The following is a 15,392-nucleotide window of genomic DNA, read 5'->3' as shown; positions in this document are numbered from 1 at the left end:
GTAATATATAGATATATAAAAAATAATATGCAACCATCTCAACCCACAGAAAGAGAGCTACTAGCCAAGGTTCTTGCCCCTTTACTAGAAGATTTTAAATACTGGTTTTCCCGCTCTATTACTTTACTAGAATCCGAGAGAATAACTTTCTTATCAGAAGAGGAACAAAATGATCTAATTGCCAGAATCAAAAATTCTCAGGAAGAGGTGAAAACGGCTTCTATGCTCTTTAAAGCCACCGATGGGAGAGCGGGTATAGATACAAAAGTTCTAATGCCTTGGCACAGCCTTGTAGGGGAATGCTGGAGCGTTGCCCGTAGATGGCGCAAAGAAAAATAACTAAACCAAAACTAGATTTTTCTCAATAAAAGAAAAAACTAAAACATTAACAAGCTATTTAACTAAAAACTATTACAAGGAATTCTGAGCGGAGACTTTAATGCTACACCTAATTTATATTCTTGCCTTTACCGTGATTGCTTTTTTCGCCATCAGCAACTTAATCCGTAGTCTCATCACCATCAGTGGTGAGTCTCAAAGAGGCTCTTGGACTGATACCCCCAAACCTTTAAATAGAAGACCATCCCAGTCTTACAGGGTACCTCATCCTGAATTGTTGGATGATAACGGAGATCCTGTGGATGAGCCTTTATTGGTAATTCGTTCTGTATCCGTAGAAGATGCCCGTCAAAGATTAGATTCTATCTATCAATCATCCCCAGGACAAACTAGACAAACCGAAGAAGACAGTTAGAATAATTGATAATTGATAATTAATAATGGATAATTGAAGCTAACGTAATTTTTTTCCTTACTTGCTTTATGGTAATCACTGCTGCGGATGTTAATATAGCCGATTATATAGATCATTCTCTCTTAAATCCTCTGGCGACAACCAAGGATGTAGAATTGTGTTGCAATCAGGCTATTGATTGCGGTTTTCCCGCAGTATGTGTCTATCCTGTCCATGTAAAAAAGGCTGTTTCTATCCTTCATACCCAAAAGATTAAGGTGGCGACAGTTATCGGTTTTCCCACGGGAGCCACTACTCCCCATGTAAAGCTACACGAAGCCCAAGAAGCCACTAATTACGGGGCAGGGGAGTTAGATGTGGTTATTAATTTAGGTTGGTTAAAGTCTGGGAAGTTTGACTGGATTCATAAGGAAATAGCCTCTATTTGTGAGGAGACGGGTATTCCTGTTAAGGCGATTTTGGAAACCACCCGTTTGACGGAAGAAGAAAAGAAAGTAGCAGCGGAAATATGTTTGGATGCAGGGGTAAGTTTCCTAAAAACTAGCACTGGTTGGTTTGGGGGTGCAACGGTGGAAGATGTGGCTCTATTGCATCGTATTTCTAAGGGGCGTGTTGGTATTAAGGCTTCTGGGGGTATTAAGGATTTAGAAAGTGCGATCGCCCTTATCCATGCAGGGGCAACCCGTCTAGGCACATCAAGGGGAGTCGAAATAGTCAGACAACAAAAGGACAATGTCAGATAAATCATTGTAACCATTGCTCATCTTTGCAATTGTTCATTGGTTTCCTAGACCTAAATGGCGAAAAATGTTATGATAGAAGATCATAGTCGAACTTGCCCATAAAGAGAAGTTCAGCAGATTTCAAACATATAGTCTAATGACAATAACTGATCCTCGTCGTCGCATAGAGTTACAGAAACTACTTAAAAAACTAGGTTTAACAGATTTATCAAAAGTTAACTGGACATTATTAGATACCGCCCTGACTCATCCGAGTTTCTCTCATCAAAACAATTACGAACAATTAGAATTTGTCGGTGATGCCGTGGTGAGGCTGGTTGCCGCAGAATTACTCAAAGAAACCTACCCTGATTTACCTGTAGGGGAATATGCCGCCATTCGTTCGGTCATTGTAAGCGATCGCTTTTTGGCTGAAATAGCAGAACAGTATGGGGTAGAAATGTATCTACTAATTGCTCCTAATGTAAGGGGCGATCGCATGGGGCGCATCTCTCGCCTTGCTGATGCCTTTGAAGCCATCCTCGGAGCGTTATACGAAAGCACCAAAACCATGGAATTAATACGCCATTGGCTTGACCACATTTTATCAGAAAAAGCGGCTCAAGTTCACGCCGACCCTGCCCGACAAAATTACAAAGATGCCTTACAGGAATGGACGCAAAGGGTACATAAATCTTTACCTACCTATCTTGTCCAAGAACATCGTTTAAATAAAGGTGAAGAAAACGAGCGTTTTGTGGCGCAAGTATGGTTAAAAGATAAGCTCTTGGGTGAGGGTAAAGGTGCAACCAAAAAAGCATCCCATCAGGCGGCAGCTAAACAGGCTTTTTATGCTTTTGTTAATCAAGAACAAGTTTCTCCCAGCAAAAATCAATAATTAGGCTTTGACGGGGAAAGTGTTAGTGATTATTTTTTAATATAAATCGTGATCTTGAATGTATGATTTTACTTTCGGGGTCAAGATTTCTTGATTTTGATTTTGACGATATTCTGTAGAAGATACAGGGGGTAGTGGATAGTCTGCTAGAGTGTAGCCAAGGGTATATCTATCTAGCTTTTTCTGGGTTTGAGTATCAATTTGATAACCTTCACGGGGTAATATTAAAACCTTTACCTGTTGCCACAGTTTTTCTGCCTCATACCAGCTAAATATTTGCGGGGCTAAGTCACTACCAATAACGAAAGTTAAGTCGGCTTTGTCACCCCATTTTTTCTTTGCTTTTTCGATGGTATGGACTGTGCGCCGATCGCCTATATCCGTTCCCAGTTTAATGTTATCATTACCAGAAGATAGACTCAGTTCTTCTATGATTAAATTCAACATTTGACTACGATGGTATAGGCTTTTTTGACCCTCTTTAAAAGGGTTATCAGAAGCATACACTGCTACCAAATCATATTTTTGACTCAGATAACCTAAAATTGTTTGATGGGCAATGGTGGGGGGATCTGCGCTGGTTCCAAAAATAGCAATTTTCATTAATCAACTGTTTAAGCTAGGGCCGAATCACCAAAATTAAGGGGAATATCCTGTAATCTGCCATCTCCCACTGCTTTAATGGCTTCCGTTAAATCTACCTTTCCAGTATAAATCGCCTTGCCCACAATAACGCTCTTTACCCCAATGGGTTCGAGGGATAGCAAACTAAGAATATCGCTCAATGAACTAATACCCCCAGAAGCGATAATAGGAATATCGGTAACACTAGCAATTTCCCGTAAGGCTTCTTGGTTTGGGCCTACTAAGGTGCCATCCCGATGGATGTCGGTATAAATGATGGCGGCGGCTTGGGGTGATATGGCTTTGGCTAATTCAGTGGCTTCTACTTCCGAGGTTTCTAACCATCCCTTGGTGGCTACTTTTCCATTTCTGGCATCGATGCCGATGGCTACCTTTTGGGGAAACGCTTCGCACAATTCCTTGACTAACTCAGGATTTTCTACAGCTACGGTGCCAACAATAGCTCTATCTACCCCTAATTTAAATAGGGTTTCTACTGAAGTGCGATCGCGCAATCCCCCGCCCACTTGTACAGGAATATCTAAAGCCGAAACAATTTCTTTAATCACATCCACATTCACAGGATGCCCAGCCTTTGCCCCATCCAAATCCACGAGATGTAAACGGGTAGCCCCTTGATTCTGCCATTGTAGGGCAACTTCCACAGGATTTTCGTTAAATACTTGAGATTGGGCATAATCTCCTTGATATAAACGTACACAATGCCCACCTAATAAATCAATTGCTGGTATTACTTCCATAACCACATTAGCGAAATGTCAAGAATTTTAATTATAACCTATTGAGTAAGTAGGCATAATTAAATAGATTTAGGCAAGGGGTTTAAACCCCTTGTTCATAAGAGTCTTAATAAAATAAGAGCTATAATTAATTTCGCCAACCTACTTAGCAATGGACAATAAATCATTTTATTACTCATTGCCTATTATTTCACCAACACATTTTATTCTACGGGGAGGGTGATAAAGCCTTGTTAAAATAAAACCAATTACCAGTAAACCCATGGCACCATAAAGGGCATAGTTGTAACTGGCGGTGTTGTCCTTTATCCAACTAAAAACAAAAGGCCCCATAACCCCTGCACTGCCCCAAGCGGTTAACATTGCCCCATAAATACGACCAATATTTTCTGAGCCAAAGGTGTCGGCGGCAAAGGCTGGCATGGTAGCAAATCCACCCCCAAGGCAAGAGAGAAGATAACAGGCAATGAAGACAAAAAGAATATAGCTATGGAGATAAGGGGTTATCAAATATAAGACGGCTTGGGTGATAAACATGGTGGAAAAAATCGCTTTTCTGCCAAAAATGTCCGATAGCCATGCCCAAAATAGTCTTCCTAAACCGTTAAAAATAGCTGCGATCGCCACGACAAAAGCCCCTGCCCTATCCCTAAGCAAACTAACCTCTTGGGGGCTTAAATCCTCAAAACTAGGCAGGTAATATAAATCTCTCGCAATGCTTGATAACTGAGAAATAAAACCCAATCCTGCACTAACATTGACAAATAAAATTCCCCACAAAATCCACCACTGAGAAGCCCTAATGGCGCGATGGAAATCATAGGAGTCAATGGTTTTATTTCCTGTGGGCAACTCATAACCGAGGGGTAGCCATCCTTGGGGTGGATTTATCAACAACTGGGCAGACATGACTATTAAAATTAAAAAACAAATTCCCCACAGATAAAAAGTGTTAGGCACCCCAAAATTGTTAATACAATAAGGTGCAATTAAACCAATAAAAAATGAACCAGCCCCAAAACCCATTACGGCTAATCCTGTCACCAAACCCCTTTTGTCGGGAAACCAACGAATGAGGGTAGCAATGGGAGTAACATAACCAAACCCATTTCCCAATCCGGCAATTAATCCATAACCTAAATAGAGAATAAGGAGATTATTTAATTGGATTCCTACCCCTGCGATAATAGTACCAATACCAAAGAGTAAACCCCCTAAAGTTGCCACAAACCGAGGCCCTTTTTTATCTACTAAAATTCCTCCCACAGCAGCAGCAAACCCGATAACACCCAAGGCGATGACGAAAGCCAAGGAAGTATCAACTTCTTGCCAACCTTGGTTAGTGACTAATTCATTTTTTATCACACTCCAAGAGTAGATAGTGCCTAAACACAACTGGATAAGAATAGCGGCGAAGGCAATCCACCATCTTTGTTTATCTAAGTTGTCTTTGATAAGAAATGTTGCCATAAAAATTTAATGACCCAATTTTGGAACTAATTTTTTTCCCAGCGCACCACATACCATTGTAAGTAACTATTTTCGTCGGGATTAAATTCGCAGTAGTTTTCTAGTAAATATTCGGCTTTTGCCTCAATACTATTATGTTGTGCCACATCACGGGGTAAATCTGTGGCATTGGTTACAACTTGTTGGAGTTTGTCTAGTAATTCTGTCTTACTCATCAATTCTTCTGGCTTGTCGTTTTCCAATACAACATAACCATCTTCTTGATACATGATTGAGTCAGCCATAGAAAAAAAAATTAATTAAAATGTACTTTTTACCATTAAAAAGAAAGGGCTAAAACCGAATTTAAATTAATAGTATTCGATGTTAGCCCTCACCCTTAAATATTGTTGTGATTTCAAGAAAAATTTAATAGAAATCATGTTCTTTTTGCATCTGAGGCATTGCCAATTCGAAGTTAGAAGGATCTCTTAGAAAGCGAAATGCTTCTTCTTCGAGACGATGAATTAGGTAAGGTTCGATAATATTTGTTTGACGTAAACAAGCCAAATATCCTTCCATATAAACCCTTAATTCTTCGTAGCGACTGCCTCTAGCCCACAAATCAACCATTCCATCGGTTAGTTTTTGGTAGTATCTGATAGCGATTGTGTCTGTAATCATCTTCTTAATTAGGTAGTTATTAAAAGTTTTATGTTATGAAATACTGAGCTTCCATACCTTCATTCTAGCTTAACTACCAGGAAATCCTACATACCAAAAGTATGTCACCATAGGGATAACCGTAGCAAGGATTACCAAAAGCACTATCCAGATGGTTGCAATGCCATCATCAGTTTCTTCGGCGGTGGAAAATGTTCCTTCTATGTTCAACTCTTGAATTTCAGGGGGTCCTGGGTCCTCTTGTCCTGATAATATGGCAATCATGCGATCGCCCGCATCCACTATGGCTTGATTATATTGCTGATTTTTGAGGGCATAACCGATGGTTTCTTTACCTACACTTTCGATAATTTCGGGGGTTAACAAATTTTGTACGGATTCACCCACACGAAGCCCACTGCGATTGGTGAGGGTATCAAGGGTTAATAATACCTGATTTTCTTGCTCTTCGGGGCTAGGATACCATTTTTCAAATACATCATCGGTAAAACTATCAATGGTTGCGCCATAATCTAGGCGACGGAGGGTAATTACTCTCAACTCAACCCCAGTAGATTGGGCAAGTTTATCAAACATACCATCCAATTTAGCTTCGGTAGCTCGGCTGAGGGTATCGGCTTCATCCACTACCCACACAGATTCCCCTGCACTGACGAGGGGCATATCATAAACCCCAGTGGCATAAGCGTTACCCATGCCTATACTAAATACTATGGTCAGGGTTAACCATAAACTGGTAATAGTACGATACAGTTTTGTCATGGCAATGTATCCTTTATCTTTACTTATAATTTCTTTTACATTATCTCACTCAGAGCGGATTTAGAAAACTTAACTTTGCTCAAATTAATGATATTTCATTTTCTAAAGGATGTAAAATTAAAGGTAATAAACTACCTTATTAGTTTGATTATTGTTGATTTTTATTTAATTATTTAACTTTGCTCTAGGGTGGTTTATTTTTTAGTTCTAATACTTCGATTTTGATGGGTACTAATTCTTAGAAGTGATGGGAAAATCGTAATCAATATCTTTGATAGTAAGCTGTGAAAAGCTGACTCAGAGGTTATTGTCAGTTTTTTCTTAGTTCTAAATATTCTGCCATTAATGTAGTGTTAATTTTTCCTTAAATTTTATCCATTTTTAATTTTATGATGAAAATTGCGATCGCCCAGTTAAACCCCATTATTGGGGATATAAAAAACAATGCCAAACAAATCATCGAAGTAGCCCATCAAGCCTCCCAAGACGGGGTGCAATTGTTATTAACCGCTGAATTATCTCTCTGCGGTTATCCCCCCAAAGACTTACTATTTCGCCATGATTTCATTACTATGATGGCAGAAGAATTAGAGGCGATCGCCCTTAGTATCCCCAAAAATATAACCATTCTCGTAGGTTTAGCCACTGAAAATCTCTACGCCATGGAAAAAGGAGAAAAACCGCTCCATAACAGCGTTGCCCTAGTGCAAGAAGGAGAAATTAAACAAATCTTCCATAAACAACTCCTCCCTAACTATGATGTTTTTGATGAAAAAAGGTATTTTGAAATAGGAGAAAAGCCCAATTATTTTGAACTAAATAATATCAAAATTGGCGTAACTATTTGCGAAGACTTATGGAATGATGAATTTTTCTGGGGCAAAAAAAATTATAAAATCAATCCACTACAGTCCATTAATAAACAGGGGGTAGAGTTAATTTTGAACCTATCGGCCTCCCCCTATGTTTTGAGAAAACAGCAACTAAGAGAAACCATGTTAAAATACTTGGTTAATAAACATAAAATACCCATCATCTACGCCAACCAAATCGGGGGAAATGATGAATTAATTTTTGATGGAAATAGTTTCGCCGTCAATAAACAATCTCAAGTGGTAGCAAGGGCAAAAGGCTACCAAACAGATTTAATCTACCTAGAATATTCTCCCGAAACCAAAGATATATTAACCACCGACATTATCAACCCTATTCCCAGCGAAGAAGAAGAAATATATCAAGCCCTTACCCTTGGGGTAAAAGACTACGCCCGAAAATGTGGTTTTAGTAAAGCCGTTTTAGGTTTAAGCGGTGGTATTGATTCGGCGCTCGTTGCCAAAATCGCCGTAGATGCCCTAGGCAAAGAAAATGTTTTAGGGATACTCATGCCCTCCCCCTATAGCTCAGAACATTCCATCATCGACGCTCTACACCTTGCCAAAAACCTTGGTATCCAAACCCATAAAATTCCCATCGCACCGATGATGGACGACTTTAACACCTCCCTAGAAACCATTTTTGACGACAAAACCTTTGGTATCGCCCAAGAAAATTTACAGTCACGGATTCGAGGTACAACCCTAATGGCGATCGCCAATAAATTTGGTCATCTTCTCCTGTCCACGGGCAACAAATCAGAAATGGCTGTAGGATATTGCACCCTCTATGGAGACATGAATGGAGGACTAGCCGTCATTGCCGACATCCCCAAAACCAAGGTTTTTGCCCTTTGCCGTTGGCTAAATCATGACCAAGAAATTATCCCCAACAATATCATTATCAAACCCCCCAGCGCGGAACTAAAACCTGGACAAAAAGACGAAGATTCCTTACCCCCTTACCCCATCCTTGATGATATTCTGGAACGGTATCTCAATTTTCACCAATCAGAAGAAGAGATTATCAACTCAGGCTATGATTTAGAAACGGTCAAAAAAGTATTACGATTAGTGGTTAAAGCAGAATTTAAACGAAAACAAGCTCCCCCCGTACTCAAAATTACTGACAGGGCTTTTGGCACTGGTTGGAAAATGCCCATTGCCAGTCGATGGTAAGGGAAAATTTGGCTTGTATGTATGTTAATTGTTTTTTACCCTAGTTATCAATTATCATGCTAATGAAAAGATCGTGTTGGTATCAGGATAATTGAGGAGAAAACTAAAAATAATATGGCTGAACATTCTATTACAGATAAAGATTCTCGTCATCAGTTAAGGGATTTAGTGGCTTCTCAATTAAAGTTGATGTTGGATGCCAATAACCTTGAAGGGGCTAAATCTCTGCTTATTCCTGTGCAACCCGTGGATATTGCTGAAGCCATCGAAGATTTACCCGAAACCATGCAATTAATTGCTTTTCGTCTTCTGAGTAAAACGGAAGCTATCGATGTTTATGAACATTTGGATTATAATACCCAACAATGTTTGATTGAAGAGTTTAAGCGTCAGGAAGTGTTGGATATTGTTGATAAAATGTCCCCTGATGATAGGGCAAGATTGTTTGATGAGTTACCTGCATCGGTGGTAAAACGTATTTTAGCTCAACTTACCCCAGAAGAAAGACAAGCCACAAATCTACTTTTGGGTTATGAGGAGAATACTGCTGGGCGGATTATGACTCCTGAATATATTTCTTCTAAAGCCCATGTTACCCTTGAAGAAATGTTGGATAGATTGCGATCGCACGCTAGGGTGTCAGAACTAATTTACTATATATATGTCACCGACGAATCCCGCCATTTAACAGGGGTAGTATCCCTCAAAGACTTAGTAACCCATGACCCCCATCATACCCTAGGGGAGGTGATGAAATCCGACGTAATCTATATTAAAACAGATATGGATCAAGAAGAAGTTGCCAAGCTCGTGCAACGGTACGACTTTTTGGCAGTGCCTGTGGTGGATAAAGAGTTGCGTTTGGTGGGCATTGTCACCGTAGACGATGTTATTGACATTTTAGAACGAGAAGCCACCGAAGATATTTATGCTTTGGGTGCGGTCCAATCTGACGGAGATAACTACTTTGAAACCAATATTTTCACCGTTGCCCGTCGTCGAGTGAGTTGGTTATTAATATTATTATTTACCAATACTTTCACTGGTAGTATTATTGGTGGACAAGAAGAACTTTTAACCAGAATTACTGTTTTAGCCGCTTTTATTCCCCTTTTAATTGGTAGTGGTGGCAATATCGGCACTCAATCATCTACGGTGGTTATTCGTGGTTTAAGCACCGATGAATTAAAAGATTTGGGAGTAGCTAAAGTTATCTTAAGGGAAGCCACTGCAGGGGCGCTTTTAGGGTTAGGACTAGGTTTAATTACTGTCGTCTGGGCTTATTTTCTACCCCAGAGTCAGCGTAATCTAACCGTTGCCATTACTGTGGGCATTAGTTTGATGGCAATTTCTGTCTTAGCATCCATCGCTGGTTCGAGTTTACCATTTTTGTTCAAATTTTTAAAATTAGATCCAGCCCTCATGTCTGGCCCTTTTATTTCTACTGCCGTTGATGTTGTCGGGGTACTAATTTACTTTAGCATTGCTCAATATATGTTAGGAATTTAATGTAATTAATTTAGATAAAAAAATGGAATAGTAAGAGTACGCAGAAAACAAAAGATAGGAGTTTTTTATTCCGATTTATTTAGAACATCTTAATTTAATATACCAAGATTAACAAATCATAACATTTTCAATTTGAATAACATTACCGCAATCAATGGTCAAAAAAAGCATCAATTTAAATGACAAATATCAAAAATTAATTCTCGCTATCGGCCCAGGAATTTTGATGGCAGGGGCAGCCATTGGGGTTTCCCATCTCGTCCAAGCCACTAGGGCAGGGGCAGAATACGGTTTTTCTTTACTATGGTTATTGATATTGGCGGTGGTGAGTAAATACCCTTTTATGGAATTTGGGCCCCGTTATGCCTCTGCCACGGGAGAAACTCTCATACAAGGTTATCGGCGCATGGGCAACTACGCTTATGCTACTTATATTGCCCTCACCATTGGCACTATGTTTATTATTCAAGCTGCCGTCACCGTGGTAACTGCAGGGTTAGCCGAACAATTATTCAAATTTGGTTGGTCTGGTGTGGTATGGAGTGGTATTATTTTGGCTTTATGTATTGCTTTGTTATACATTGGTCATTACAAAGTCCTTGACCTTACCATGAAATTTATTATCTCCCTCCTTACCATCTGCACGGTGTTGGCAGTTATTATGGCCATAGGGGCAAGGGTAGGTAGTGAAACCGTTACAGCCATTCCTCCTTCCTATTGGACTCCCACGGGAATCACCTTTGCCATCGCATTTATGGGCTGGATGCCTATTCCCCTTGATGCGGCGGTGTGGCATTCTATTTGGACCGGGGAAAGAGCAAAACAAACCCATTATTTACCCACTTTAAAAGAAGCAAATATTGATTTTAATTTAGGTTATTTATCCGCAGGTTTTATTGGTTTATTATTCTTTCTTTTGGGTGCTTTGGTAATGTCTGGTAGTGGAGAAAGTTTTTCTAATAATAGTGTCCAATTTTCTGTGCAAGTAATTCAGCTTTATAGTAATACCCTCGGAAGTTGGAGTACGCCCATAATTGCGATCGCCGCTTTGATAACTATGTTTAGCACTACTTTGGCGGTAACGGATGCTTACCCAAGGGTAATGGCTACCTTATGGACAGAGCATCATCCTAACCCTGAAAAAGAGCAAAGTAAATCCACTATTTACAGAGTATCATTATTTGTGGTACCTGCGATCGCCCTGTTAATTTTACAATTTTTGGCAGGACAAGCCTTCACCGTCTTAATCGATTTTGCCGCAGGATTATCCTTCATCGCTGCCCCTATTTTGGGTTGGTTTAACCTCAAATTAATTACGGGAAAATTTACCCCTGCCATAGCTAGACCAAATAAATTTTATAAATATTTTAGTTGGCTTTGCTTATTATGGTTAATTGCCTTTACCCTGATTTGGTTTTATTGGCAATTTTTCCGTTAAAAAAAATACAATAATTACTAAATAATATTCTTATTTTAAATTTTAATTAAATCTGTTATAAATATAGTAAATTCATTAAATCCTGAGCAATGGTATATGTTAAACGAGTAGAATTATCTAAGTTTAAATCTTTTGGGGGTAGTAACGCAGTTCCTTTTTTGCCCGGTTTTACCGTCATTTCTGGGCCCAATGGCTCTGGAAAGTCTAACATATTAGATGCTCTTTTATTTTGTCTTGGTTTGGCAAGTTCCAAGGGAATGCGCGCCGACAGATTACCTGATTTAATTAACAATAGTCAAAAAAGTAATAATAAGACGTTAGAAACCATTGTTTCAGTAACTTTTGATGTGTCTGATTTTGACGATTTAGATAGTTTTGAAGCACAAAATAATGAGGAAGAGAAAGAGAGTAATATTGATTTAAAATCTCTGACAGAATTAAAAATTACCCGCCGTTTAAGGGTAACAAAAAAAGGGAGTTATGCTTCTACTTTTTATGTAAATGATCAACCTTGTACCGCCACAGAATTACAAACTCAATTAAACCGTTTACGGATTTATCCTGAAGGTTATAACGTAGTATTGCAAGGGGATGTGACTCGCATTATCACCATGAATGTGAAGGAGAGAAGGGAGATAATTGACGAGTTGGCAGGGGTGGCAGAATTTGATCGTAAAATTAATCAAACTAAGTCCACTTTGGATGCGGTAAAGGAGAGGGAAGAAAAGTGTCATATTATTACCCAAGAGTTATCGGCTTATGGGGAAAAGTTACAACAGGATTCCCAAAAGGCGGCTAAATATCAGAAATTAAAAGCGAAAATTCAAGAGAAGCAACAATGGGCAATTGTTATTAATTGGCGTTATCTTCAAGAGAAAGAAAATCAGCTTAATCAGGAGATAATTAGGTTAGAAAATGAGCAAGAAAATAAACAACAGGAATTAATTTTAATTAGGGAAAAAAGTGCGATCGCCCTTAACCGTTTAGAGGAATTAAATCAAGAAGTAAAAGCATTAGGAGAGGAGGAACAAATTTCCATCGCTTCTAAACTTGCTACCCAAAAAGCCAAACGACAACAGCTACATCAAAGACAAGAAGAATTACATAAAACTTCTCAAGAAACTATAGTTAATCAAGAAAAAAGTAAAGCTAGTCAACAGGAATATCAACAACAATTAGTTACCCTTAATCAACAAAAAGAAGAACTAGAAAACAATCAAATTCCTAAGCTAGAAAACGATAAAAATAAGTTAAAACAAACCCTTGAAACATTAAAACAATCAGCCCAACAAATAGCCTCCAAATCTCAAGCATGGGTAGAAAAGCAAACAGCCTTAAACCAAGAAATTAATCAAATTCAAAACCAATTAAATCCCCAATTAACCCAAAAAGCATTATTAGAAGAACGTTGTCAACAACTACAAACCACCATCAAAAACGATAACGAACAACTAGCCCATTTAGAAACCCAAATTAATCACCAATTTCACTCACAAACCGACTTTGAACAAGACATAAAGGCGATCGCCCTTACCATCGAAAACCTTACCCAAAAACTAAGCAACTTTGAACAAGAAATCACCCTCAACCAAGAAACCGTCAACCGTTTGTTAATCGAACAACGAGAAAAACAAAGACAACTAGATAAACTAGAAGCCACCAAACAAGCCCAACAAGAAGCCCAAGGCACCTACGCCAGTAAAATAATTCTCAACTCTGACTTACCCGGGGTTTGTGGCTTAGTCGCCCAACTAGGACAAGTGGAAACCGTCTATCAACTCGCCCTCGAAATCTGTGCAGGGGGAAGACTCGGCTTTATCGTAGTCGAAGATGACTCCATCGCTGCAGCGGGGATAAAACTTCTCAAAGAAAAAAAAGCAGGAAGAGCAACCTTCCTTCCCCTCAACAAAATTAAAGCCCCCCGAATCCATCAACTAGGAGGCATCCAATACGCCCAAGGTTACATCGACTTAGCCCTTAACCTCATCACCTGCGAAGACAAATATCGCCCTATTTTCGCCTACGTTTTCGGTAATACCATGGTATTTTCCGACCTAGAATCCGCCCGTAACTTTATTGGTCAACAAAGAATTGTCACCCTCGATGGAGAGTTATTAGAAGCCACTGGGGCGATGACTGGGGGTAGTATCAACAAGCGCAACTCCCTTCACTTCGGCACTGCTATTAATACTGATTCTCTTGAAGTGGATATGTTGTACAAACGTATTCAGGAAATTGAAGACATAGCTATCCAGCTTAATCTTAAAATAACTGAAAAAAGGCAAAAAATCAAGGATTTCACAGAAGAGCTAAATCAAGGAAGACAAAATAAGCAAAAAAAACAACTAGATTTTGAACAATGGCAAAAAGAAAATAATCGTTTAGAAACAGAAAAAGAAAAAATAATCACTAACAATGCTCAAAATTATCAACAGTTGGTTGACGGAAAACAAGAGTTAACAAACCTAGAGCAAAATATTCCTTTATTACAAAATAAATTGACCGAAAAACAAGCTCAATTGAAAGAATTAGAGTCTAGTTATGACAATCAAGAATGGCAAAAGTTACAATCACAAATTCAAAATCAAGAGTTACAATTAGAAGAACAACAAAACCTAATTAATAAAGCTCAAAAAACGTTGCAATTTTTAATAAATCAAGGTATGGATATAGAGTTAAAACAAACTCAAAATCAAGAAAAATTAGCCAGTCTTATTGAAGCTCAAGAAAAAATAGCCACTGAAACCAAAGATAATCAACAAAAGTTAAACCAATTAGAGCAAGATATTAAAAATCATGAAACCCAATTTCAAGAATTAGCTCAAAAATTAGCAGCGATAAAAAAAGCTCGAGATACCCAAGAAAAAGAACTGAAAAAGTTAGAAAATCAACAACAACAACTTAGCTGGAATTTAGAAAAATTATTATTACAACATCAAGAAAGCCAAACTAAATTAACAGAATTAAAAACTCAATTAGCAGAAATTACCCCAGATTTACCTAATCCTTTACCTGATATTCCCTACTTGATTAATAAAGAAGGAGAAGACAGTAAAATTGTTTTTGATAATTTACAAGAACAATTAGAACAAATTAATAAAGAAATTCGTAACGGACAAAAAAGATTAGAAGCCCTCGAACCTGTGAATATGTTAGCCCTAGAAGAGTATGAAAAAAACCAAGAAAGACTCAAAGAATTATCCGACAAATTGGCAACTTTAGAAGGAGAAAGAACCGAATTATTATTACGGGTAGAAAACTTTACCACCCTCAGATTAAGGGCATTTAAAGAAGCCTTTACCGCTGTAAATGAAAACTTTAAAACTATTTTTGCTACCCTGTCCGAAGGGGATGGATACTTAAAATTAGAAGATGAAAATAATCCTTTTAATGGTGGCTTAACCCTCGTTGCTCATCCCAAGGGAAAACCCGTTACCCGACTAAGTTCCATGTCTGGGGGAGAAAAATCTTTGACCGCCCTGAGTTTTATTTTCGCTTTGCAAAGATACCGCCCTTCTCCTTTTTATGCCTTCGATGAAGTGGATATGTTTTTGGATGGGGCAAACGTAGAAAAACTCTCAAAAATGATTCAACAACAAGCAAAATTAGCTCAATTTATTGTGGTCAGTTTACGTCGCCCCATGATTGAAGCCTCCGAGCGCACCATAGGCGTTACCCAAGCTAGAGGGGCTTATACTCAAGTATTGGGGATAAAATTGTAATAAAAATTTAAGTATCTT

General features: G+C 38.6%; 14 protein-coding genes. 8 read left to right on the top strand and 6 right to left on the bottom strand.

Going from position 1 to position 15,392, the window contains the following annotated elements:
* The first annotated feature begins 27 nt into the window (after positions 1-27).
* The 4 genes from A5482_RS14400 (at position 28) to rnc (ending at position 2,374) form a co-directional block, all read left to right on the top strand.
* Positions 28-339 (top strand): DUF2605 domain-containing protein, encoded by a 312-nt coding sequence (locus A5482_RS14400; protein ID WP_069790306.1) that lies wholly within the window; start codon positions 28-30, stop codon positions 337-339.
* A gap of 100 nt (positions 340-439) precedes the next feature.
* Positions 440-754 (top strand): DUF2973 domain-containing protein, encoded by a 315-nt coding sequence (locus tag A5482_RS14395; protein ID WP_069790305.1) that lies wholly within the window; start codon positions 440-442, stop codon positions 752-754.
* A gap of 68 nt (positions 755-822) precedes the next feature.
* Positions 823-1,497: a deoxyribose-phosphate aldolase gene (gene deoC, locus A5482_RS14390; protein ID WP_069790304.1), complete on the top strand. Its 675-nt coding sequence runs from the start codon at positions 823-825 to the stop codon at positions 1,495-1,497.
* A gap of 136 nt (positions 1,498-1,633) precedes the next feature.
* Positions 1,634-2,374: a ribonuclease III gene (gene rnc / locus A5482_RS14385; protein ID WP_069790303.1), complete on the top strand. Its 741-nt coding sequence runs from the start codon at positions 1,634-1,636 to the stop codon at positions 2,372-2,374.
* Positions 2,375-2,410: 36 nt separating this feature from the next.
* Here the strand turns inward: rnc and A5482_RS14380 are convergent, their stop codons facing one another.
* From A5482_RS14380 to psb32, 6 genes are all read right to left on the bottom strand, one after another.
* Positions 2,411-2,977, bottom strand: coding sequence for a nicotinate-nucleotide adenylyltransferase (locus A5482_RS14380; RefSeq protein ID WP_069790302.1), 567 nt, complete (start codon positions 2,975-2,977; stop codon positions 2,411-2,413).
* Between the two features lie 11 nt (positions 2,978-2,988).
* The gene (gene hisA / locus A5482_RS14375; protein WP_069790301.1) at positions 2,989-3,759 is read right to left on the bottom strand and encodes a 1-(5-phosphoribosyl)-5-[(5-phosphoribosylamino)methylideneamino]imidazole-4-carboxamide isomerase; all 771 of its coding nucleotides are present in this window, start codon (positions 3,757-3,759) and stop codon (positions 2,989-2,991) included.
* Positions 3,760-3,930: 171 nt separating this feature from the next.
* Positions 3,931-5,229, bottom strand: a complete 1,299-nt coding sequence (locus A5482_RS14370) for an L-lactate MFS transporter (protein WP_069790300.1) — start codon at positions 5,227-5,229, stop codon at positions 3,931-3,933.
* Between the two features lie 26 nt (positions 5,230-5,255).
* A complete protein-coding gene (locus A5482_RS14365) occupies positions 5,256-5,513 on the bottom strand; it encodes a chlororespiratory reduction protein 7 (protein ID WP_069790299.1) in 258 nt (85 codons plus the stop codon).
* Positions 5,514-5,637: 124 nt separating this feature from the next.
* Positions 5,638-5,892: a DUF6761 family protein gene (locus A5482_RS14360; RefSeq protein ID WP_069790298.1), complete on the bottom strand. Its 255-nt coding sequence runs from the start codon at positions 5,890-5,892 to the stop codon at positions 5,638-5,640.
* Positions 5,893-5,961: 69 nt separating this feature from the next.
* Positions 5,962-6,654 (bottom strand): photosystem II repair protein Psb32, encoded by a 693-nt coding sequence (gene psb32 / locus A5482_RS14355; protein ID WP_069790297.1) that lies wholly within the window; start codon positions 6,652-6,654, stop codon positions 5,962-5,964.
* A 392-nt stretch (positions 6,655-7,046) separates the two neighbouring features.
* Between psb32 and A5482_RS14350 the strand changes: the two genes are divergently transcribed.
* The 4 genes from A5482_RS14350 (at position 7,047) to smc (ending at position 15,374) form a co-directional block, all read left to right on the top strand.
* Complete coding sequence (locus A5482_RS14350) at positions 7,047-8,705, top strand: NAD+ synthase (RefSeq protein WP_069790322.1); 1,659 nt, start codon at positions 7,047-7,049, stop codon at positions 8,703-8,705.
* Positions 8,706-8,819: 114 nt separating this feature from the next.
* Positions 8,820-10,214 carry a magnesium transporter gene (gene mgtE, locus A5482_RS14345; RefSeq protein WP_069790296.1) on the top strand — a complete coding sequence of 465 codons (1,395 nt, stop codon included), beginning with the start codon at positions 8,820-8,822 and terminating at the stop codon, positions 10,212-10,214.
* 154 nt (positions 10,215-10,368) lie between these two features.
* Positions 10,369-11,652 carry an NRAMP family divalent metal transporter gene (locus A5482_RS14340; RefSeq protein ID WP_069790295.1) on the top strand — a complete coding sequence of 428 codons (1,284 nt, stop codon included), beginning with the start codon at positions 10,369-10,371 and terminating at the stop codon, positions 11,650-11,652.
* Positions 11,653-11,741: 89 nt separating this feature from the next.
* A complete protein-coding gene (gene smc, locus A5482_RS14335; RefSeq protein ID WP_069790294.1) occupies positions 11,742-15,374 on the top strand; it encodes a chromosome segregation protein SMC in 3,633 nt (1,210 codons plus the stop codon).
* The last annotated feature ends 18 nt before the right edge of the window (positions 15,375-15,392 follow it).

This window comes from Cyanobacterium sp. IPPAS B-1200, from assembly GCF_001747005.2.
In the GTDB taxonomy this organism is placed as follows: domain Bacteria; phylum Cyanobacteriota; class Cyanobacteriia; order Cyanobacteriales; family Cyanobacteriaceae; genus Cyanobacterium.
The sequence above is the reverse complement of the archived record's forward strand: the minus strand, read 5'-3'. Positions and strand labels throughout refer to the sequence as shown.